Genomic DNA, 19,930 nt, shown 5'->3' with positions numbered 1-19,930 from the left:
ATATTCTTGACACGGGCGGTAATCGCCGTAGAATTCAAACGAACGTTTGAATGAGTTAACTTCGATCCATCCAGTGCTCGTTCAGGAGAATGATGATGAGCAGTCCTTCAGCGCGGTCGGGCCCCGAGACACGCGGTCGCATCCTTGATGCGGCCGAGGCGCTGTTTGTCGAGCATGGTCTGGATGCCACCTCGATGCGCATGATCACCACTGAGGCGGGGGTCAACCTGGCCGCGGTCAACTACCACTTCGGCTCCAAGGACAGCCTGATCCACGAGGTTTTCAGGCGCCGCCTCGGCGAGCTCAACCAGTCCCGCCTCGCTGCCCTCGAGCGTGCCGAGCAGCGCGCGCGAGCGAACGGGGCACAGATCAAGCCGAGCCAGGTGCTGGAGGCCTTCTTCACCCCTTCGCTGGAGATGGCGACCGATACCGTGCATGGCGGCCGCACCTTCATGCAATTGCTCGGTCGGACCTATACCGAGCCGAACGCTTTCGTGCGCAAGTTCCTGGCCGAGGAGTATGCGCAGACCCTGCAGCGATTCCTGCAGGCGCTGTACGACTCGCTGCCCGGCGTGCCGCGCGAGGAAATCCTGTGGCGCTTCCATTTCATGATGGGGGCGACCTCGTACGCGATTGCCGGGACCGACGCCCTGCAGCTGTTTGCCGGGCGCTTCGACGACGAGGACCCCGCGCACATGCTGCCGCGCCTGATGTCCTTCCTGCTTGGCGGCTTGCGCGCACCGCTCCCCGACTTCGTCACTGGCGCGGAGTCTGCGGCGCGGGATGCCGAATGAATCTGCAGCTGCGTCTCGGCGCGGCTGCAACACCTGATTGATGTTGTTCTGGAGACAGAGATGACCTGGTTGCTACTGCTTTCCCTCCCTCCCTTGGCAGGTGCGCTCGCCTACGGGCGAGCGCCACTTTTTGCCTGGCTCTGGGCAGGGCTGGCCTGGCTTGCGGCGATGGGCTGGGCGGCCGGTTGGGCAGTGGGCTGGACCCTGCTCGCGATGGCGGTGCTGGCTGCCGTGCTGGGGGTGTTCATGCATGATGGCCTGCGGCGCCAGCGCGTGACCGCACCGATCCTGAAGGCCTTCCGCGGGGCCCTGCCCGCGATGTCACAGACCGAGCGCGACGCGCTCGAGGCCGGTACGGTGTGGTGGGAAGGCGAGCTCTTCGCCGGCCGCCCGGACTGGAACAAGCTCGGTGCCTACCCCTGGCCAAAGCTAAGCGCCGAGGAGCAGGCCTTCCTCGACAACGAGACCGAGGCGCTGTGCCGCCTCACCAACGACTGGGCGTGCACCCAGCAGCAGGACATGCCCGCCGAGGTCTGGCAGTACATCAAGGACAAAGGCTTCCTGGGCATGATCATCCCCAGGGAATATGGCGGCAAGGGCTTCTCGGCCTACGCTCACTCGCAGGTCATCACCAAGCTGTCGACGCGATCTTCGGCACCGGCGGTGACGGTGATGGTGCCCAATTCGCTCGGTCCGGCGGAGCTGCTGCTGCACTACGGCACGCCGGAGCAGAAGCAGCACTACCTGCCCGGCCTGGCCAGCGGCCGCGAGATCCCCGCCTTTGCGCTCACTAGCCCGTGGGCGGGCTCGGACGCAGCCTCCATCCCCGATGCGGGCGTGGTGTGCAAGGGCGAATGGAACGGCGAAGAGGTGCTGGGCATGCGCGTCTCCTTCGACAAGCGCTACATCACGCTCGCGCCGGTATGCACCGTGTTCGGCCTCGCTTTCCGCCTCTATGACCCCGAGCGCCTGCTGGGGGGCGACGAGGATCTGGGCATTACCTGCGCGCTGGTGCCGCACGACCACCCGGGGGTGGACATCGGCAACCGCCACTTCCCGCTCAACGCGGTGTGGATGAACGGGCCGGTGCGCGGCAAGGACGTGTTCATGCCGCTCGACTTCATCATCGGCGGCCCGCGCATGGCGGGGCAGGGCTGGCGCATGCTCATGGAGTGCCTGGCGGCCGGGCGCAGCATCTCGCTGCCCGGTTCCAACACCGGCATGCAGAAGCTCACTGCGCGCGCTGTCGGCGCCTATGCCCGTGTGCGTTACCAGTTCAAGACCGCGATCGGCCGCTTCGAAGGCGTCGAGGAGGCGCTGACCCGGATCGGTGCCAACACCTACCTGTGCGATGCCGCGCGGGTGATGACGGCCGGTGCGATCGATCTCGGCGAGAAGCCCTCGGTGGTGTCGGCGATCGTCAAGTACCACGTTACCGAACGTGCACGCCAGGTCGTCAATGACGGCATGGACGTCATTGGCGGCAAGGGCATCTGCCTGGGGCCGCAGAACTTCCTCGGTCGCGCCTACCAGCAGATTCCGGTCGGCATCACGGTCGAGGGTGCGAACATCCTCACCCGCAGCCTGATCCTGTTCGGCCAGGGCGCGATCCGCTGCCACCCCTACGTGCTCGACGAGATGCACTCGGCGCAGAAGAACGACCTCGAGGCTTTCGACAAGGCGCTGTGGGGCCACGTCGGCTTCACGGTGTCCAATGCCGCGCGTGCGGTGGCGATGGGGCTGACCGGCTCGCACTTCGTCAAGGTGCCGGCGGACGTGGCGCCCGAGACGCGGCGCTACTACCAGCAGCTGACCCGCTTCTCGGCCGCCTTCGCCTTCATCTCGGACATCTCCATGGGCACCCTGGGCGGTGCGCTCAAGCGCAAGGAGAAGCTGTCGGCGCGCCTGGGCGACATCCTGTCGCTGATGTACCTGGCCACGGCGACCCTCAAGCGTTACGAGGCCGAGGGCCGACAGGCGGCGGATGCACCGCTGATGCACTGGGCGATCTGGGACTGCATGTTCCGCATCCAGCTCGCCTTCGAAGGCGTGATCGCCAATTTCCCGAACAAGCTCTTCGCCTTCCTGCTGCGTCGCTTGGTCGTGTTCCCGCTTGGTCGTCCCTATGTCGTGCCTTCGGACAAGCTCGGCCACCAGGTTGCCGCGCTGCTCATCGAGCCTTCGGCCACCCGCGACCGTCTCACCGCGGACGTCTACCTGCCGGAGGACATCGAGGAGCCGGTGGGCGCGCTCGAGGCCGCGCTCGCGGCGACGATCGCCGCCGAGCCGGTCGAGGCCAAGCTCAGGCAACTGCAGCGCGACGGCCGCTTCGCCCCCGGGTTGATGACTGGCGGCGATGTCGACGAGGTGTGGCGCCGCGCACGCGAAGCCGGCGTGATCAGCGATGAGGAGTTCCGCCTCGTCGAGCGCCGCAACATGCTGCGCAACAAGGTGATCCGCGTCGATGACTTCCCTTATGACTTCGGCCTGCGCGCCGCGCTCGAGGAGGCGCCGCGCTCGGCGCCTGCGTTGAAGGTGGCTGCATGAGCCGGACGGTCTATGTCGTCGATGGTGCGCGTACGCCTTTCCTGAAGGCGAAGAACGCACCCGGCCCCTTCACCGCCGCCGACCTCGCCACCGCGGCGGGCAGTGCGCTGCTGGTGCGCCAGCCCTTCGCGCCCGACCAACTTGACGAGGTCATCCTGGGCTGCGCCAGCCCGTCGGCCGATGAGGTCAACATCGGCCGCGTGGTTGCGCTGCGCATGGGCTGCGGCAACGCAGTGCCAGGCTGGACGGTGATGCGCAACTGCGCCTCGGGCATGCAGGCGCTCGATTCCGCGCTCACCAACATCCGCAGCGGCCGCAGCGAACTCGTACTTGCCGGTGGTGTCGATGCGCTCTCGCATGCGCCGCTGCTGTTCTCGGACAAGATGGTGCGCTGGCTGGCGGGCTGGTATGCCGCCCGCAGCGTGGGCCAGAAGCTTGCCGCGCTGAAGGCGCTGCGCCTGGGATATCTCGCGCCGGTGATCGGCATCATGAAGGGGCTCACCGACCCGATCGTGGGCCAGCTGATGGGTCAGACGGCCGAGAACCTGGCCTGGAAATTCGGCATCACCCGCGCCGACATGGATGCTTTCGCGGTCGAAAGCCACCGCCGCGTGTGTGCGGCGCAGGATGCCGGCCACCTGCGCGCCGAGATCGTGCCGCTGATCGATCGCGACGGCACCGTGTACTCGGCCGACGACGGCGTGCGGCGCGATTCGTCGATGGACAACCTCGCCCGCCTCAAGCCCTTCTTCGACAAGAAATACGGCCGCGTGACGCCGGGCAACAGCTCCCAGATCACCGATGGTGCTGCCTGGCTGGTGCTGGCCTCCGAGGAGGCGGTGACGCGCCATGGCCTGCAGCCGATCGGGCGCATCGTTGATAGCCAGTGGGCCGGCCTCGCGCCCGACCAGATGGGCCTGGGGCCGGTGCATGCGGCGATGCCGATCCTGCAGCGTCACGGCCTGGCGCCGCAGGCGCTGGATGCCTGGGAGATCAACGAGGCCTTTGCCGCCCAGGTCATCGCCTGCCTGCGTGCGCTCGCCGACGACGCCTACTGCCGCGAGCACTTCGGTGTCGACGCGCCCGGCGCCCCTGATGCCGGACACCTCAACCTCGATGGTGGCGCGGTGGCACTCGGACATCCGGTGGGCGCGAGCGGTGCGCGCATCGTCCTGCATCTGCTCCATGTGCTGCGCCGCAAGGGCGGCGGGCGTGGGCTGGCGTCGATCTGCATCGGCGGCGGCCAAGGCGGCGCCATGCTGGTGGAGACGGTTTGATGAGCGAGAACATGCAACACGACTGGAAACACTGGCGTCTGCGCCGGGAAGACGGCGGGCTGGCCTGGCTCGAGCTGGACAAGGCGGACGCGAGTACCAATGTGCTGTCGGCCGAGGTGATGACCGAGTTCGGCCGCGTGCTCGATGCCCTCGATGCGGCGCCGCCCAAGGCGCTCGTGATCGCATCGGCCAAGCCTGCGGGCTTCATCGCCGGCGCCGACATCGAGGAGTTTTCCCGCATTGCCTCGCCGGCCGCCGCGCGTGCGCTGGTCGAGCGCGGCTGGGGCTTGTTCAACCGCCTGGCTGCGGTGCGCTACCCCACGCTCGCGCTCATCCGCGGGCATTGCATGGGCGGCGGGCTCGAGCTCGCGCTGGCCTGCCGTTACCGGCTGGTGGTCGATGAGCCCGGCACGCGGCTCGCCCTGCCCGAGGTCATGCTCGGCATCGTCCCGGCCTGGGGCGGCATGCTGCGCCTGCCGCAGGCGGTAGGGCCGGCGACGGCGCTCGATCTCATGCTCACCGGCAAGGCGGTGGATGCGAGGAAGGCCAAGCGCATCGGGCTGGCCGACGACTGCGTGCCGGCGCGGGTGATGGAATCTGCGGCCCGCATCATGGCACTGGCGGCGGCCCCGGCGCGCCGGCCGCCGCTGCAGGAGCGCTTGCTGCGCCTGGCGATGAACGGTCCGCTGCGTCGTGTCGTGGCCGACAAGGCGCGCAAGCAGGCGGCAGCCAAGGTCAGCCGCGAGCACTACCCGGCGCCCTTCGCCATCGTCGACATCTGGGAAAAGCATGGCGGCAACGCACTCGCCGTGCCTGCGGGCGATCCTGCTTCGCTCGAGGCCATTTTCGATTCGCCCACCGCCAAGAACCTGGTGCGGGTGTTCTTCCTGCAGGAGCGCCTGAAGGCCTTCGGCAAGGAGAGCGACTTCGCGCCCCGCCATGTGCATGTCGTCGGCGCAGGCGTGATGGGCGGAGACATCGCTGCGGTGTGTGCGCTGCGCGGCATGAAGGTTACGCTGCAGGATCAGTCCGTCGAGCGCATCGCACCGGCCATCCAGCGTGCGGCCAGACTCTTCGAGCGCCGCCACAAGGGCGATGCACGCCAGGTGCGCTTCACCCTGGACCGCCTGATTGCCGACCCCGAAGGCCATGGCGCGGCGCGCGCCGACGTCATCATCGAGGCCATCTTCGAGGATCTGGCGGTCAAGCGCAGCCTGTTCGCCGAGCTCGAACGCCGCGCCCGGCCCGAGGCCGTTCTCGCGACCAACACCTCTAGCCTGCGTCTGGAGGATATCGCCAGTGCGTTGCAGGACCCGTCGCGACTGGTCGGCATCCACTTTTTCAACCCGGTGCCGATGCTGCCGCTGGTCGAGGTCGTGGAAGGTGAGGCCACCTCGGCCGAGGTGCTGCGCCGTGCGACCGGTTTCGTGCGCCGCATCGACAAGCTGCCGCTGCCCGTGAAGAGCGCGCCGGGCTTCCTCGTCAATGCGGTGCTCGGGCCTTACATGCTTGAGGCCCTGCGCTGCGTCGAGGAGGGCATTGCGCCCGAGGCGGTGGACGCCGCGCTCACGGCCTTCGGCATGCCGATGGGGCCGGTCGAGCTGGTTGATACCGTCGGCCTGGATATAGCGGTTGCTGCCGGCAAGGCGCTCGCCGGCAGCGGGGCGGAGCCACCCGCGCGCCTGCTGAAGCTGGTTGCTGCGGGCAAGCTTGGACGCAAGTCGGGCGAGGGCTACTACCGCTGGCAGGATGGCAAGGTCGTCAAGGCGGCTGCCGAGGGCGGCAAGCGCGCTGGCGCGCCCGCGCCTGCGGTGCCTGCTGGCCTGGCCGAGCGCGTGCTCGCACCCCTGCTCGCGGCGACCGAGCGCTGCGTGCGCGAGGGGGTGGTGGGCGATACGGATCTCGCCGACGCGGGTGTCATCTTCGGGACGGGTTTCGCTCCTCACACCGGCGGCCCGCTCAACCTGCTCGCCATGCGCGGGAAAGCGTCGGCCTTGCCTGGCTGACCACGGAGGAAAGACTGATGTCACAGACCACGAACGCACCTTGCGCGCTGCCCGAACACAAGCAGCCCGCGCTGCGTGTGATGCCGATGCCGGCAGACCTCAATCCCGCCGGTGACGTGTTCGGCGGTTGGATCATGTCCATGGTGGACATCGCCGGCGCGATCCCCGCGCGTCGGCGCGCACGCAGCCGGGTGGCCACGGTGGCGGTGAACTCATTCACGTTCAAGCAGCCGGTTTCGGTGGGCGACCTGGTCAGCTTCTACGCCGAGATCGTGTCGGTCGGCGTGAGCTCGGTGACGGTCGATGTGGAGGTTTACGCCGAACGCGACCCGGAGAATCCGGTAGTGGTGAAGGTTACCGAGGCGCGTCTGACCTATGTCGCGCTCGATGACCGTGGCCGCAAGCGCCCGATCCCGCCCGAGTGAGCGGCTGCGGGGCCCCGTTTTGCTGGTCGCGCGACACGCGTGCGGCCGGTCCGATGCATTGAATGGACTCTTCAGGGAGGTGGAAGTGAGCAGACTGATTATTCGCAAGGTCGCCGTGCTCGGCGCCGGTGTGATGGGGGCGCAGATCGCTGCCCACTGCGCCAACGCCGATGTGCCGGTGATCCTGTTCGATCTGCCGGCGAAGGAAGGTGACGCCAATGGGGTGGTCGCCAAGGCGGTCGCTGGCATGAAGAAGCTTGATCCGGCGCCGTTCGCGGCCAAGGACCGGGTCCGTCATGTCGAGGCCGCCAACTATGGCAGCGACCTTGCACGGCTTGGCGAGTGCGACCTCGTCATCGAGGCCATCGCCGAGAAGATGGAGTGGAAGCTGGATCTGTACGCCAAGGTGGCGCCGCATCTTAAGGCTGGGGCGATCTTCGCCTCGAACACCTCGGGCCTGTCGATCGAGGCGCTGGCGGCGGGCATGCCGGCAGAGCGCCGCAGCCAGTTCTGCGGCATCCACTTCTTCAACCCCCCGCGCTACATGCCGCTGGTGGAGCTCATCCCGACGGCAGCCACCGAACCGGCGCTGGTGGACGGCCTGGAGGGCTGGCTCACCACCCGCCTGGGCAAGAGCATCGTGCGCGCCAAGGACACGCCCAACTTCGTCGCCAACCGCGTCGGTGTGTTCTCCATCCTCGCGGTCCTGCACCATACGCAGCGCCTCGGCCTGGCCTTCGACGAGGTCGACCTGCTCACCGGGCCGCGCATCGGTCGTCCCAAGAGCGCCACCTTCCGCACCGGCGACGTCGTTGGGCTGGACACGCTGGCTCATGTCGTGGGCACCATGCAGGCGACACTGCCCGATGACCCGTGGAGCGCGCACTTCCGCACGCCCGATTGGCTGCAGGCGCTGATCGCCCGCGGCGCGCTCGGGCAGAAGACCAAGTGCGGTATCTACCGCAAGCAGGGCAAGCAGATCCAGGTGCTCGACCTGCAGCTGCAGGACTATCGCGACAGCGGCGGTGAGGTGTTCCCTGAGGTCGAGGCGATCCTCAAGCTGAAGAACCCGGCGGAGAAGTTCGCCCAGCTTGCAGCGCACCCGCACCCCCAGGCGCAGTTCCTGTGGTCGATCTTCCGTGACGTGTTCCATTACTGCGCGGTTCACCTGGGCGACATCGCCGACAACGCACGTGACGTCGACCTCGCCATGCGCTGGGGCTTCGGTTGGGCGCAGGGGCCGTTCGAGACCTGGCAGGCCGCAGGCTGGCAGGCGGTGGCCGAGATGATCCGCGACGACATCGCCCATGGCCGTGCAATGGCCGCGGTGCCGCTGCCGGCCTGGGTGTTCGAGCGCGAGGGCGTGCATGCACCAGCTGGCTCCTACAGCGCTGGCGAGAACTCGCTGAAGGCCCGCGCAGCACTGCCGGTGTACCGGCGTCAGCTCTACCCCGATCGCGTGCTCGGCGAGGCGCCCGACGACCGCGGCGAAACGCTGTGGGAAAACGCCGGTGTGCGCTTGTGGCGGCGTGCGGATCAGGATGCGCGTATCGGCATCGTGTCGATCACCTCGAAGATGCATGCGATCGGCGACGAGGTCATGGACGGCTTGCTCGAGGCGGTCGCGCGCGCAGAGTGCGAACTCGACGGCCTGGTGATCTGGCAGCCGGCGCCGTTCGCGGTCGGCGCCAACCTGCAACAGGTCGGCGAGGCCTGCCGTGCGGGCGAGTTCGACCTGCTGGAGAAGATGGTGGCCAAGTTCCAGCGCACCTCGATGGCGATCAAGCATGCCCAGGTGCCGGTGGTGGCGGCTGTGCAGGGCATGGCGCTCGGTGGTGGCTGCGAGTTCGTCATGCATGCGGCGCATCGTGTGTTCGCGCTCGAAAGCTACGTCGGCCTGGTCGAGGCGGGCGTGGGCCTCATTCCGGCGGGCGGCGGCTGCAAGGAATTCGCCTTGCAGGCGCACGCCATGGCCCAGCGCGCGGCAGGCGGTGACGTGTTCCCCTACATCCAGAACGCCTTCCAGACCATCGCCATGGCGACGGTCGCCAAGAGCGCGCTGGAAGCGGTACAGCTGGGCTTCGGCCGCGGCAGCGACGACGTGCTGTTCAACGCCAACGAGATCCTGTTTGCCGCGATCCGGCGTGCGCGGGCGATGGCGGAGTCTGCCTGGCGCCCGGCGTTGCTCGATCCCCAGGTCACCGTGGCAGGGCGCAACGGCGTTGCCACCTGCGAGATGATGCTGATCAACATGGCGGAAGGCGGTTTCATCTCGGCGCACGACTATCGTGTCGCGCGTGCAGCGGCAACTGCGCTGTGCGGCGGCGAGGTGGACTCGGGCAGCCGGGTCAGCGAGCAGTGGATTCTGGATGTCGAGCGTGCCCAGTTCGTCGAGCTGCTCAAGACCGAGAAGACCCAGCAGCGCATCGCGCACATGCTCGAGACCGGCAAGCCCCTGCGTAACTGATTGAGGACATGAGAATGAGCAAGCAGATTCAGGACGCCTACGTCGTCGCCGCGGTGCGTACGCCGGTGGCCAAGCGCAATGGCGCCTTCCGCCACGTGCGCCCCGACGACATGCTGGCAACGGTGCTGCGCGCGCTGGTGGCCAAGGTGCCCAACCTCGATGCCAGCCAGATCGGTGACGTCGTCACCGGCTGCGCGATGCCCGAGGCCGAGCAGGGCATGAACGTGGCGCGCATCGGCGCGCTGCTGGCCGGCCTGCCCGATGCGGTGCCGGGGATTACCATCAACCGCTTCTGCGCCTCCGGCCTGCAGGCGGTGGCCGACGCTGCCAGCCGCATCCGCCTCGGCGAGGCGGACGTGATGATCGCCGCCGGCACCGAGAGCATGAGCGCGATGCCGCAGATCATGGGCAACAAGGTCAGCCTCAATCCGGACATCTTCGCACGCGACGAAAATCTCGCCATTGCCTACGGCATGGGTCTGACCGCGGAGAAGGTTGCCCAGCAGTGGCAGGTGAGCCGTGAGGACCAGGACGCCTTCGCGGTCGAGTCGCACCGGCGCGCGTGCGCGGCGATTGCGGCAGGGCACTTTGCCGACGAGATCGCGCCCTATGCCGTGCGTGCGCATGTGCCGGGCGAGGCGGGTACGGTGCGCATGGTCGAGCGTGTGCTCGAGAACGACGAAGGGCCACGCGCCGACGCCAGCCTCGAGCGACTTGCCAAGCTGCGTCCGGTGTTTGCAGCGCGTGGCTCGGTGACCGCTGGCAACAGCTCCCAGATGTCGGACGGCGCTGGGGCCGTGCTGCTGATGAGCGAGGCTGCGGTCAAGCGCTACGACGTCAAACCCATTGCACGCTTCGCCGGTTATGCGGTGGCCGGCGTGCCCCCCCAGGTGATGGGCATCGGCCCCGTCGAGGCCATCCCGCGCGCGCTCGCCCTGGCCGGTGTCAGCCTTGGCGACATCGCCTGGACCGAGCTCAACGAGGCTTTTGCCGCCCAGGCGCTGGCCGTGATGCGTCAGCTCGATATGGACCCGGCAAGGGTGAATCCGCTCGGTGGGGCGATCGCGCTCGGTCATCCCCTGGGCGCCACCGGAGCGATCCGCACCGCGACGCTGATGTCGGCGATGCAGCGCGATCCGGCGTTGCGCTACGGCATGATCAGCATGTGCATTGGCACGGGTATGGGGGCCGCGGGGGTGTTCGAACGCGTGTGATGCCCATTCCGACCGGGCCGGTTCGCGTTGTGGAAACTACGGATTGGTAGCAAGTTGTTGATCGTTCGGCGTGATCGGGCGGTAACAATCTTTTATAATCCGTGCGTTTGTAGACGCGGGACCGGCCCGACGTCGCCGGGCTGAGGGGCCCGGTGACGGCCAGACGGCGGTCTCGTCCATTCCCACGAGTCTTTGGGCGAGAGGCGCATGATAAGAATCAAACGCGGTCTGGACCTGCCCATCACCGGCGCACCTGCGCAGCGTATCGAGGACGGTCGTCCCGTGCGCAGCGTGGCCGTCATCGGCTTCGACTACCACGGTATGAAGCCGACCATGGCGGTTCAGGTCGGCGACCGGGTGAAGCTGGGGCAGGTCCTTTTTTCCGACAAGAAGACGCCAGGCGTGGTGTTTACCGCGCCCGGTGCCGGCACGATCAGTGCGATTCATCGCGGTGAGCAGCGCGTGCTGCAATCGGTGGTGATCGACCTGGAGGGCGAGGACGCTGCCGACAGCGCCGTCGAGTTCGCACGCTACAGCGATGCGCAGATCGATGCCCTCGACGACGCCAAGGTGCGCGAAAGCCTGATTGAATCCGGTTTGTGGACCGCACTGCGCACGCGTCCGTACAGCAAGGTGCCGGCGATCGACGCCAAGCCGCGGTCGATCTTCGTCACCGCCATCGACACCCACCCGCTCGCGGCCGACCCCACCGTGGTCATCGCCGAGTACAAGGAAGACTTCGCGCGCGGCCTGCGCGTGCTGGCGCGCATCGCCCGCGTTGTCGTCTGTCATGCCGAGGGCACGCAGGTGCCTGGCGTGGGCCAGGGCGGCATCACTGGCGAGACTTTCGACGGTCCGCACCCTGCGGGGCTGGCGGGCACGCACATCCATTTCATCGATCCGGTCAGTGCGCACAAGAGCGTGTGGTACCTCAACTACCAGGACGTGATCGCGATCGGCAAGCTGTTCGCCACCGGCCGGCTGTGGACCGAGCGTGTGATCGCGCTTGGCGGGCCGATGGTTTCGAACCCGCGCCTGGTGCGTACGCGCCTGGGCGCCAGCCTGGATGAGCTCACCGCTGGCGAGGTCAAGGTCGGCAAGAAGGTGCGCGTGATTTCCGGCTCGGTGTTCGGTGGTCGCACTTCGCGCGGCGCCTGTGCCTACCTCGGCCGCTATCACCTGCAGGCCTCCTGCCTGGAGGAAGGTACGCAGCGCGAGATGCTGCACTACCTGCGCGCCGGTGCGGAGAAGCATTCGGTGCTCAACCTCTACATATCCAAACTGTCGGCGGGCAAGCTGTTCGACTTCACGACGTCGACCAACGGCAGTCCGCGCGCGATGGTGCCGGTCGGCAACTACGAAGAGGTGATGCCGCTCGACGTACTGCCCACTCAGCTGTTGCGTGCGCTCATCGTCGGCGACACCGATACGGCGCAGAAGCTCGGCGCGCTGGAGCTCGACGAGGAAGATCTCGCGCTGTGCACCTATGTGTGCGCGGGCAAGTACGAATACGGTCCCATCCTGCGGGATAACCTCACACGCATCGAGAAGGAGGGTTGAGAATGGGTCTGCGCTCCTGGCTCGACAGCATCGAGCATCATTTCGAAAAGGGCGGCAAGTACGAGAAGTTCTACGCCTTGTACGAAGCCATCGACACCGGCTTGTTCAAGCCCGGCAGTGTCACCCGCACCACCGCTCACGTGCGCGACGGTCTAGACCTCAAGCGCATGATGATCACGGTGTGGCTGTGCACCTTTCCGGCCATGTTCTTCGGCATGTGGAACGTCGGCTACCAGGCCAACACCATCCTTGCGGCCAACGCCGAACTGATGGCGGCCCAGGAGGGCTGGCGCTTCGCGCTGCTGGGCGGCATTGCCGGCTTCGACCCTGGCAGCCTGTGGGCGAATTTCCTGCATGGCGCGGCCTACTTCCTGCCGATCTACCTCACCACCTTCATCGTCGGCGGCTTCTGGGAGGTGCTGTTCGCCTCCATCCGCAAGCACGAGGTCAACGAGGGCTTCTTCGTCACCTCGGTGCTGTTCGCGCTGATCTGTCCGCCCGACATGCCGCTCTGGCAGGTCGCGCTCGGCATCAGTTTCGGCGTGGTCGTCGGCAAGGAGGTCTTCGGCGGTACGGGCAAGAACTTCCTCAATCCGGCGCTGACCGGTCGTGCCTTCCTGTACTTCGCCTACCCGGCGCAGATGTCGGGTGATGCGGTATGGACGGCGGTCGATGGCTACACCGGCGCAACCATGCTGTCCTTCGGCGCCTCGGGTGGCCTGGAGGCGATCATGGCCGGTGGTATCACCTGGTGGGATGCCTTCCTCGGCACGGTGCATGGCTCGATCGGCGAGACCAGCACGCTGGCGATCCTGCTCGGTGGCGCGGTGCTGCTGATCATGAAGATCGCAGCCTGGCGCATCGTGCTCGGCGTTTTCCTGGGCATGGTGGCGATGAGTCTGCTGTTCAACGCTATCGGCTCGGACACCAACCCGATGTTCGCGATGCCCTGGTACTGGCACCTGGTGATGGGCGGCTTCGCCTTCGGCATGATCTTCATGGCTACCGACCCGGTGTCGGCATCGATGACCAACACCGGCAAGTGGATCTTCGGTGCGCTGATCGGCGTCATGACCGTGCTCATCCGCGTGGTGAACCCGGCCTTCCCGGAAGGCATCATGCTGGCCATCCTGTTCGGCAACCTTTTCGCGCCGCTGATCGACCACTTCGTGGTGGCGGCCAACATCAAGCGGAGGCTCGCGCGCGATGTCCAATAAGGAATCCACATCCCGTACCCTGAAGGTGGCGCTGGCGGTCAGTCTCGTCAGCTCCGTCTTCGTGGCCGGGGCAGCGGTGTCGCTCAAGCCGCTGCAGACCCAGAATCGCCTGCTCGACAAGCAGCGCAGCATCGCCGCGATCGCTGGCATGGGCGGGCGGGAATTGCCCGCCGCCCAGGTGCGTGCGCTGTTCGGCGAGACCATCAAGGCACGCCTGGTCAACCTCGAGACCGGCGAGTTCGCCGACGACTTCGACGCCGTTACTTTCGACCCGCTCAAGGCTGCCAAGGACCCGCAGCAGTCCGTGCGCCTGTCCAAGGCGGAGGACGTGGCCTCGATCAAGCGTCGCGAGCGCTTCACGACGGTCTACATGATCGAGGATGCACAGGGCGGTATCGAGACCCTGATCCTGCCGATCCGCGGCTATGGCCTGTGGTCGACGCTGCACGGTTTCATGGCGCTCAAGGGCGACCTGAACACGGTGGTCGGCCTTGGTTTTCACCAGCATGCGGAGACGCCGGGCCTGGGTGGCGAGGTGGACAACCCGCGCTGGCGCAACCAGTGGGCGGGCAAGCGTCTGTTCGATGACCAAGGGCAGCTGGCAGTCGAGATCGTCAAGGGCACGGTCGATCCGCAGGCGAGCATGGCGGCCTATCAGGTCGACGGCCTGGCAGGTGCGACGCTGACCAGCAACGGCGTCAACAACCTGCTCCATTTCTGGCTGGGTGAGCAGGGCTTCGGCCCCTTCCTCGCCAAGCTGCGTTCGAAGGAGGCGTGATCATGGCCAAGCTCACTCCAAAGGAAGTCCTGCTCAATCCGGTCTTCAACAACAACCCGATCGCACTGCAGATGCTGGGCATCTGTTCTGCGCTGGCGGTGACGACCAATCTCAACACTGCGCTTGTGATGTCGATCGCGCTCACCCTGGTGACCGGTTTCTCCAGCCTGTTCGTGTCGCTGATCCGGGCGCAGATCCCGAGCTCGATCCGCATGATCGTGCAGGTGGTGATCATCGCCTCGCTGGTGATCGTGGTGGACCAGACGCTGAAGGCCTTTGCCTACAGCCTGTCCAAGCAGCTGTCGGTGTTCGTCGGCCTGATCATCACCAACTGTATCGTGATGGGACGTGCCGAGGGTTTCGCGATGCAGAACCCGCCGATGCTGTCCTTCCTCGACGGTATCGGCAACGGCCTGGGCTACAGCATGGTGCTGATCGCGGTGGGTTTCGTGCGCGAACTGTTCGGTGCAGGCAAGCTGTTCGGTGTCACCATCCTGCAGCCGGTGACCGAGGGCGGGTGGTATCAGCCCAATGGCCTGCTGCTGCTGCCGCCTTCGGCCTTCTTCCTGATCGGCTTCCTGATCTGGGGGCTGCGCGAGTGGAAGCGTGACCAGGTCGAGCACAACCAGTTCAAGATGGCACACCAGGTGCGCAAGGAGGCCTTCTGATGGAGCACTACCTGAGCCTCTTTGTTCGTGCCGTGTTCATCGAGAACATGGCGCTCGCCTTCTTCCTGGGGATGTGCACCTTCATCGCCATCTCCAAGAAGGTCGAGACCGCGATCGGTCTGGGTGTCGCAGTGGTCGTGGTGCAGACCATCACCGTGCCGCTCAACAACCTCGTCTATCACACCTTCCTCGCCGACGGCGCGCTGGCCTGGGCTGGCATGCCGGATGTGGACCTGTCCTTCATCGGCCTGCTGTCCTTCATCGGCATCATCGCGGCGACGGTGCAGATCCTGGAGATGCTGCTCGACAAGTTCGTGCCCAGCCTCTACAACGCGCTGGGCGTGTTCCTGCCGCTGATCACGGTCAACTGCGCGATCATGGGCGGGGTGCTGTTCATGGTCGAGCGCGACTACAACTTCAGCGAGTCGGTGGTGTACGGGCTGGGCTCGGGCTTCTCCTGGGGCCTGGCGATCGCGCTGCTGGCAGCCATCCGCGAGAAGCTGAAGTACAGCGACGTGCCGGATGGCCTGCAGGGCCTGGGCATCACCTTCATCACCATCGGTCTGATGTCCCTGGGCTTCATGTCCTTCTCGGGCGTGCAGCTGTAAGGAGGCAATGAAAAGATGAATCCGGAAATCGTACTGGGCATTGGCATGTTCACCGCCACGGTGCTGCTGCTGGCGGTGGTGATCCTGTTTGCCCGTTCAAAGCTCGTCGCCAGCGGCGACGTCACCATCGACATCAACGGCGAGAAGAAGATCACCGTGCCGGCCGGCGGCAAGCTGCTGCAGACCCTGGCCGAGAGCGGGCTCTTCCTGCCCTCGGCCTGCGGCGGCGGCGGTACCTGCGCGCAGTGCAAGTGCATCGTCAAGGAAGGCGGCGGTTCGATGCTGCCCACCGAGGAGTCGCACTTCACCAAGCGCGACGCGCGCGAGGGCTGGCGCCTTTCGTGCCAGACCGCCGTCAAGCAGGACATGAAGGTCGAGGTGCCCGAGGAAGTGTTCGGCGTGAAGAAGTGGGAGTGCACGGTCGAGTCCAACCCGAACGTCGCGACCTTCATCAAGGAGCTCACCCTGCGCCTGCCCGAAGGCGAGGACGTCCACTTCCGCGCCGGCGGTTACGTGCAGCTCGAGTGCCCGCCACACGTCGTCAGCTACAAGGACTTCGACATTCAGGACGAGTACCGCGGCGACTGGGACAAGTTCAACCTGTGGCGCTACGTGTCCAAGGTTGACGAGACCACCATCCGCGCCTACTCGATGGCGAACTACCCGGACGAGAAGGGCGTGGTGAAGTTCAACATCCGCGTCGCATCGCCCCCGCCGGGTCGTGACGACATCCCGCCGGGCAAGATGTCGTCGTGGGTGTTCAACCTCAAGAAGGGCGACAAGGTCACGGTGTACGGGCCCTTCGGCGAGTTCTTCGCGCGCGAGACCGATCATGAGATGGTCTTCATCGGTGGTGGCGCTGGCATGGCGCCGATGCGCTCGCACATCTTCGATCAGCTCAAGCGACTGAGCAGCCAGCGCAAGATCAGCTTCTGGTATGGCGCGCGCTCGATGCGCGAGGCCTTCTACGTCGAGGAGTTCGACAAGCTCGCCGCCGAAAACCCCAACTTCAAGTGGCACCTGGCGCTGTCCGACCCGCTTCCCGAGGACAACTGGACGGGCTACACCGGCTTCATCCACAACGTGCTGTACGAGAACTACCTCAAGGACCACCCGGCGCCCGAGGACTGCGAGTTCTACATGTGCGGCCCACCGATGATGAACGCCGCAGTGATCAAAATGCTGCTCGACCTTGGCGTGGAGCGCGAGAACATCATGCTCGACGACTTCGGCGGCTGATCCGCGTCTTCGCTTCAAGAACAACCGGTGCCGGCGATTGCCCGCACCGGTTTTTTTCGTCCTGGCGCTGGACTTCAGCGACTCCAGTGGTAGGCGAGCCCGCCGAGCAGTTCATGGAGTGCGAACCAGCCCGCATAGGCCGTGTTCTGGCTGGGCAGCAGGGGCAGGGCCTGATCGGCGCCTGCATCGTCCTCGCCGCCCCCGAGCCAGGCGGTGGGGGCCGGGATGACCGCCAGGCCTGCAGCCTCGAACTCCGCCTGTGCCCGCTTCATGTGCATCGCGTGGGTCACGAGCAGCACGGCGTCGATGTCCGCCGCACCCAGATGCACGGCGGAGAAGCGGGCATTCTCGCGTGTGTCGCGCGCCGCTGTCTCCACCCAGCGCGCCTCCAGCCCGAAGTCTTCGCGCAGGGCTGCCTGCATGAGCTGCGCTTCGGGTGTCTCGTCGCGGACCGTGCCGCCTGTGACGAGAATCGGCAGTCCGGTTTCGCGCGCCAGCCGCGCACCGTAACGCAGGCGCTCGAGCGCAAGGCGATTGACCGTCTCGCCGCCGAACTCGGGTGCGTGGCTGCGCCGGCCTGCACCAAGGATCACGATCGCCTGCGCCCGCCGGGCTGCATCCGCCTCGAGGGCTTGTGCATGTTCGACCTGGCGTACCAGCCAGCTCACGCTTGGTGGGCTTATCAGCAACAGGTTCAGCGCCACGCCGGACCACGCCAGGGCGTTGCCGAGGCGGCGCCAGCGCATGCCCAGCAGCAGGCCGAGCACGATTGGCAGCAGGGGCAGGAGCGGCGGCAGGACCAGTGCGGCGACGATCTTCTTGAGCCAGAACAGCAGGGGGGTGAGTGCGAGGTCCATCGCGCCGTGGTCCATCGTGATTTGTGGGTGAGGGAGGGCGGCAGTATTATCCGTGCATTCCAATTGTGCCGAGCGACATGTCTCGATCGCATCCTTCGTCCCATTCAAGTTGCGACCGTGTCCGCGGCCTCCGGCCGTTGCGCGGCGGCGTGGGGCAATGATGGCGCCGCGCGAGTTGCTCTGGCTGGCGGTGGCGGTGTTGGCCGGCTATGCGGCATGGCAGTTTCTGCTGGCGCTGAGGGGTGGGGCGGAGAGGCGCTCCGGGCGTGATCCCGGGGCTGCGACAGGCGCTGCGCCGGACGAGGGCGACGATGATGACCATGTCGACTACGCGCCGGTGCTGCGCAAGGACCTGGGCGCGCAGCCTGCTGCCGTGGCAGCGCCTGCCCAAGCCGGCGCGGACGACGAGCGCTTCCGGCTCCAGCTCGAGAACCAGCATCTGCAGCGCCAGCTCGCCGCGCTCGAAGGCGTTGTCGCCCGCCAGCAGGAGGAGATCGCCAACCTGCTGGCCGACATCGATGATCTGAGCGCGCGCCAGTCGCACGAGCTCATCGAGCCTGGCTCGTCGCCCGAATACAGCGAGGCCTTGGTGCTTGCGCGCCAGGGCCTCAACGCCGGCATGATTGCCGAGCGCTGCGGGATCACCCTGGCCGAGGCCGAGCTCGTCCTCGTGGTGGCGAAAGGCGCGGGTGGGCATTCATGAATTTGCCGCCGGGCCTTCGGGGTGAGGCGGGTGCGCTCCGCCGTCGCGCACTGCGCCGCGCCGGGCTGGCCCTGGCCGGGGCAGTCGTGCTCGGGGTTCTTCTTCTTGCCTACGGTGAGCGCCAGCCCCGACCGTCCGCCGTGGCGTCCGCGCTGCCGGTGGCGCCGGATCCCGAGCGGGTGCAGACGCCGGTTGCGGACACAAAGGTCGTGCCGGATGAAACCTCCGGCCTGGGTGCGGTTGTCGAGCGCCTTGTCGATTCGCCAGCACAGGTACAGGCGGATGCGTCCACAGCCATTGCGCCCGCCGTGCCCGTGGTCGAGCCCGTGGCGGGCGTGTTGCTGCCGCTGGCTGCGGTGCAGCCGGGCGGAGAGGGGATTTATCTCCAGCTGGGCGTGTTCGGGGACGTGAGCAACGCGCTGGCGGTGTACGAGCGCCTTGCGGAGGCTGGCATGGAGGCCCGTATCCAGAGCCGGGTCGTCGTCGGCCCATTTGCGGACCGGCGTGCAGCGGAGCGGGCTCAGGCTGCGCTGCGCAAGGCAGGGGAGCCCGAAGGCATCCTTGTGCCACCCCGGTCCAGATGAAGCGTCGTTGAAGGGCTGTGCGAGCCCCCTGTCGGATAACAACCTAGGAGTGAGAGATGCAGATCAAGAGCCCTGTCTTCGGCAACATCGAGATCGCCGACGAGAAAGTCCTCGATTTCCCCGCAGGCCTGCCGGGTTTCGAGCATTGCCGCCGCTTTGCGCTGGTGCATGAGGAGGGCCATGACCCCGACGTCTTCCTGCTGCAGAGCCTCGATGACGCCGAGGTTGCGTTCTCGGTGACGGGTCCCGAGCGTCTGGGCATCAACTTCGAGTTCGAGCTGGACGACGAAGAGCTTGCCCTGCTGCAACTGAGCGAGCCCGCGGATGCCGCGGTGGCGGTCATCATCCGCCGGGAGGCCGAAGATGAGGCCGGGCCTGCGTCCACAGGCCTGCGTGCGAACTTCATGGCGCCACTCGTCATCAATGCGGCCACCCGCAGGGGCCTGCAGAAGGTCATCAGCAAGCTGGGTTGCGAGATTACGCTGCGCGCGCAGAGCTGACCTGGCGTTTGAAGCAGAGCGCAGGTGCGCCTGCGGCTGTGTGCCACCGCGCGCCGGTTACAATGCGGCCTTTACGAACTTGGAGCTTCACCCATGGCGAGACAGATCATTTCCACGCCCGATGCCCCGGCTGCGATCGGCCCTTATTCGCAGGCCGTCAAGGTCGGCAACCAGGTTTTCCTCTCCGGTCAGATCGGTCTCGATCCGGTCAGCATGCAGCTCGCCGACGGTGTCGAAGCGCAGGCCGTGCGCGTGTTCGACAACCTGAAGGCAGTGGCCGCCGCTGCGGGCGGGGGCTTTGCCGATGTGGTCAAGATCAATATCTACCTTACCGATCTGGCCAACTTTGGTGTCGTCAACGAGATCATGACGCGCTACTTCGCCGAGCCCTATCCCGCGCGCGCGACGGTCGGTGTTCGCGAGTTGCCGCGCGGCGCCCTGGTCGAGGCCGACCTGGTGCTGGTTCTCGACTGAGCCCCCGTCAGC

At 66.6% G+C, this 19,930-nt stretch carries 18 protein-coding genes; 17 read left to right on the top strand and 1 reads right to left on the bottom strand.

What is annotated here, in order from left to right; translation table 11 throughout:
* Positions 1-95 precede the first annotated feature (95 nt).
* The 13 genes from B447_RS16920 (at position 96) to nqrF (ending at position 16,800) form a co-directional block, all read left to right on the top strand.
* Positions 96-794, top strand: coding sequence for a TetR/AcrR family transcriptional regulator (locus tag B447_RS16920; protein ID WP_002943150.1), 699 nt, complete (start codon positions 96-98; stop codon positions 792-794).
* 60 nt (positions 795-854) lie between these two features.
* On the top strand, positions 855-3,341 hold the full coding sequence (locus tag B447_RS16915) for an acyl-CoA dehydrogenase (RefSeq protein WP_002925745.1): 2,487 nt from the start codon (positions 855-857) through the stop codon (positions 3,339-3,341).
* Positions 3,338-4,618: an acetyl-CoA C-acetyltransferase gene (locus B447_RS16910; RefSeq protein WP_002943147.1), complete on the top strand. Its 1,281-nt coding sequence runs from the start codon at positions 3,338-3,340 to the stop codon at positions 4,616-4,618. Before B447_RS16915 ends, B447_RS16910 begins: the two co-directional genes overlap by 4 nt.
* A complete protein-coding gene (locus B447_RS16905) occupies positions 4,618-6,624 on the top strand; it encodes a 3-hydroxyacyl-CoA dehydrogenase NAD-binding domain-containing protein (protein WP_002943134.1) in 2,007 nt (668 codons plus the stop codon). The genes B447_RS16910 and B447_RS16905 overlap by 1 nt, the downstream gene beginning before the upstream one ends.
* A 17-nt stretch (positions 6,625-6,641) precedes the next feature.
* Complete coding sequence (locus B447_RS16900; protein WP_002943131.1) at positions 6,642-7,049, top strand: acyl-CoA thioesterase; 408 nt, start codon at positions 6,642-6,644, stop codon at positions 7,047-7,049.
* Between the two features lie 85 nt (positions 7,050-7,134).
* A complete protein-coding gene (locus B447_RS16895; protein WP_002943129.1) occupies positions 7,135-9,516 on the top strand; it encodes a 3-hydroxyacyl-CoA dehydrogenase/enoyl-CoA hydratase family protein in 2,382 nt (793 codons plus the stop codon).
* A 14-nt stretch (positions 9,517-9,530) separates the two neighbouring features.
* Positions 9,531-10,730 carry an acetyl-CoA C-acyltransferase gene (locus tag B447_RS16890; protein ID WP_002925752.1) on the top strand — a complete coding sequence of 400 codons (1,200 nt, stop codon included), beginning with the start codon at positions 9,531-9,533 and terminating at the stop codon, positions 10,728-10,730.
* 207 nt (positions 10,731-10,937) lie between these two features.
* Entirely contained in the window at positions 10,938-12,290 is a 1,353-nt protein-coding gene (locus B447_RS16885) for a Na(+)-translocating NADH-quinone reductase subunit A (protein ID WP_002943124.1), read from the top strand.
* Positions 12,291-12,292: 2 nt separating this feature from the next.
* Positions 12,293-13,507 (top strand): NADH:ubiquinone reductase (Na(+)-transporting) subunit B, encoded by a 1,215-nt coding sequence (locus B447_RS16880; protein WP_002925759.1) that lies wholly within the window; start codon positions 12,293-12,295, stop codon positions 13,505-13,507.
* Complete coding sequence (locus B447_RS16875; RefSeq protein WP_002925760.1) at positions 13,497-14,285, top strand: Na(+)-translocating NADH-quinone reductase subunit C; 789 nt, start codon at positions 13,497-13,499, stop codon at positions 14,283-14,285. The genes B447_RS16880 and B447_RS16875 overlap by 11 nt, the downstream gene beginning before the upstream one ends.
* 2 nt (positions 14,286-14,287) lie before the next feature.
* The gene (locus tag B447_RS16870; protein WP_002943121.1) at positions 14,288-14,953 is read left to right on the top strand and encodes an NADH:ubiquinone reductase (Na(+)-transporting) subunit D; all 666 of its coding nucleotides are present in this window, start codon (positions 14,288-14,290) and stop codon (positions 14,951-14,953) included.
* A complete protein-coding gene (gene nqrE / locus B447_RS16865; RefSeq protein ID WP_002925764.1) occupies positions 14,953-15,561 on the top strand; it encodes an NADH:ubiquinone reductase (Na(+)-transporting) subunit E in 609 nt (202 codons plus the stop codon). The genes B447_RS16870 and nqrE overlap by 1 nt, the downstream gene beginning before the upstream one ends.
* Before the next feature lie 15 nt (positions 15,562-15,576).
* Positions 15,577-16,800 (top strand): NADH:ubiquinone reductase (Na(+)-transporting) subunit F, encoded by a 1,224-nt coding sequence (gene nqrF, locus B447_RS16860; RefSeq protein ID WP_002925765.1) that lies wholly within the window; start codon positions 15,577-15,579, stop codon positions 16,798-16,800.
* 74 nt (positions 16,801-16,874) lie between these two features.
* On the opposite strand, the gene B447_RS16855 is transcribed toward nqrF, so the two are convergent.
* On the bottom strand, positions 16,875-17,657 hold the full coding sequence (locus tag B447_RS16855; RefSeq protein ID WP_002943119.1) for a YdcF family protein: 783 nt from the start codon (positions 17,655-17,657) through the stop codon (positions 16,875-16,877).
* A 157-nt stretch (positions 17,658-17,814) separates the two neighbouring features.
* Between B447_RS16855 and B447_RS16850 the strand changes: the two genes are divergently transcribed.
* From B447_RS16850 to B447_RS16835, 4 genes are all read left to right on the top strand, one after another.
* The gene (locus B447_RS16850) at positions 17,815-18,360 is read left to right on the top strand and encodes a DUF2802 domain-containing protein (RefSeq protein ID WP_002925767.1); all 546 of its coding nucleotides are present in this window, start codon (positions 17,815-17,817) and stop codon (positions 18,358-18,360) included.
* Positions 18,357-18,944: an SPOR domain-containing protein gene (locus B447_RS16845; protein WP_002943118.1), complete on the top strand. Its 588-nt coding sequence runs from the start codon at positions 18,357-18,359 to the stop codon at positions 18,942-18,944. Before B447_RS16850 ends, B447_RS16845 begins: the two co-directional genes overlap by 4 nt.
* 56 nt (positions 18,945-19,000) lie before the next feature.
* On the top strand, positions 19,001-19,444 hold the full coding sequence (fliW, locus tag B447_RS16840) for a flagellar assembly protein FliW (RefSeq protein ID WP_002925769.1): 444 nt from the start codon (positions 19,001-19,003) through the stop codon (positions 19,442-19,444).
* 93 nt (positions 19,445-19,537) lie between these two features.
* Entirely contained in the window at positions 19,538-19,918 is a 381-nt protein-coding gene (locus B447_RS16835) for a Rid family detoxifying hydrolase (RefSeq protein WP_002925771.1), read from the top strand.
* Positions 19,919-19,930: the final 12 nt, after the last annotated feature.

Origin of the sequence: Thauera sp. 27, assembly GCF_000310125.2 — a bacterium.
Classification (GTDB): domain Bacteria; phylum Pseudomonadota; class Gammaproteobacteria; order Burkholderiales; family Rhodocyclaceae; genus Thauera; species Thauera mechernichensis.
The sequence above is the reverse complement of the archived record's forward strand: the minus strand, read 5'-3'. Positions and strand labels throughout refer to the sequence as shown.